Below are 1207 nucleotides of genomic sequence, written 5' to 3'. Positions count from 1 at the left end.
CCAAAGAAGCTTTCCATCGCCGCATTGTCCAGGCAGTTGCCGCGCCGGGACATGCTTTGTTTCAACGAGTGCTTTTCCAGCATGTGCCGGTAGTTTTCATGCTGGTACTGCCAGCCCTGGTCGGAGTGGATCATGGGGCGCTCATCCGGGGGAAGCTTCTTGATGGCCTCCTCCAGCATTTGACCCACCAGATCAAATACGGGCCGACGCTTGATCTGATAAGCCACGATTTCGCCGTTGTAGAGGTCCATGATCGGCGACAGGTATAGCTTCATGCCCTGCACCTTGAACTCGGTCACGTCAGTCACCCACTTCTGGTTGGGCCGCTCGGCATGGAACTGGCGATTGAGGTCATTGCCAACCACAACATTGGCCGCCCCCTTGAAGGCCTGGTAGCGCTTTACGCGCACCCGCGATTTCAGTCCCATCTCCCCCATCAGGCGCTGAACCCGCTTGTGATTGGTCCGATGACCCTGATTGGCTAATTCCAGCGTCACCGTGCGATAGCCATAGCGCCCTTGGCTTTGATCGTAGATTGCACGGATGCGCTCGCACAGGGCTGCCTCATCCTGATCCGGATGGGCCAGGACATGGTTCTGGTAATAGAACGTACTGCGTGACAGCTCAGCTGCTTCGAGCAGAAGCGACAGCGTATGAACCTGCCTCAATCCTTGGACGGCTTGCGCTTTGCGTCCTGCGCCGCCTGCTCTTCCCGGATCAAGGCATCGAGTTTTTTTAGGTAGTCGGTCTCCGCACGCAGATAGGCGACTTCCTTGAGCAGCTCATCGCGGCTCATATCTTCAGGCGGCTTGGACGAACGGGTCTTCTTCATCGGCTTTCGGGGCGGCGGCGGAGGGGGTGCCAACGCTTGGGCACCGCCTTGAGCATACAGGCGCCGCCATCGCCCCACCGCGCCGGCATCGCCAATTTGAAAGTAGGTGGTGGCCTCGCGCCCGGACAGGCCGTCCTGGCTCATCTTCTCCAGGACAGCCAGTTTGAACGGGAGGTCATAGGACCGGGCCTGGCGATGAAATCCCCGCCAACCATGCAGCCGATAGGTCGCCACCCAGCGCCTGACCGTGGAGAACTCCAGGCCGTGGCGACGGGCAATGGCTTTGACCGATGTGGAGGTCTTGCAGGCCTCTTTGGCGACCTGCAGTTTGAAACGCGCGTCGTATTTGTTCATGTATCCCTCGGGGTTGGATCT

The 1207-nt window shown here is 59.2% G+C and carries 1 pseudogene; it reads right to left on the bottom strand.

Annotated elements, in window-relative coordinates:
• Positions 1-1186 (bottom strand): annotated as a pseudogene (locus ACMZ91_RS21505) (IS3-like element ISStma2 family transposase); the annotation flags it as partial.
• Between the last annotated feature and the right edge of the window lie 21 nt (positions 1187-1207).

Origin of the sequence: Stenotrophomonas sp. FR024, assembly GCF_047500745.2 — a bacterium.
Classification (GTDB): Bacteria; Pseudomonadota; Gammaproteobacteria; order Xanthomonadales; family Xanthomonadaceae; genus Stenotrophomonas; species Stenotrophomonas maltophilia_A.
This window is presented reverse-complemented; position numbering and strand designations above follow the sequence as displayed.